The sequence below is a fragment of the Salinimicrobium oceani genome (genome assembly GCF_012037645.1).
In genome coordinates, this window is sequence record NZ_JAAVJR010000700.1 from 1 (window position 1) to 434 (window position 434).

1 protein-coding gene is annotated in these 434 nt (G+C 45.9%); it reads right to left on the reverse strand.

Features of this window, described 5'->3' with window-relative positions; genetic code table 11:
• Positions 1-434 (reverse strand): efflux RND transporter permease subunit (locus HC175_RS18950; protein ID WP_168139735.1); only part of this gene is annotated, 434 nt, incomplete at both ends.

The following is a 434-nucleotide window of genomic DNA, read 5'->3' on the forward strand; positions in this document are numbered from 1 at the left end:
TTTTTATCCTGACGCTTTGCGGCAGACTTGTCTCCAGTTCGGTGATGGCTTCATCCAACCTTTCGGTAAGCTCCAGCGTATTCACATCGGGCTGCTTGGAAATAGTCAGGATAACTGCAGGTTTCGCGTTAAGGGAACCGTCACCGATCTTATCAGCAGCTCCTATTTTCACGTTCGCTACATCCTTGATCTTGATGCTCTGCCCGTTCACCTGTTTTACCACAGCTTCTTCCAGATCTCCCACGGCATAAGCCCTACCACTACCTTTAATGATGTATTGATTACCATATTGATTCAGAAAACCACCGGGAGCATTGGTATTTGCCTCCTGTACTTTTTTAGTCAATTCTGCAAGGCTCACGTCGTAATACATCATTTTTCCGGGATCGGCAAAAACCTGGTATTGCTTGTAATCTCCACCTATTACCACAACG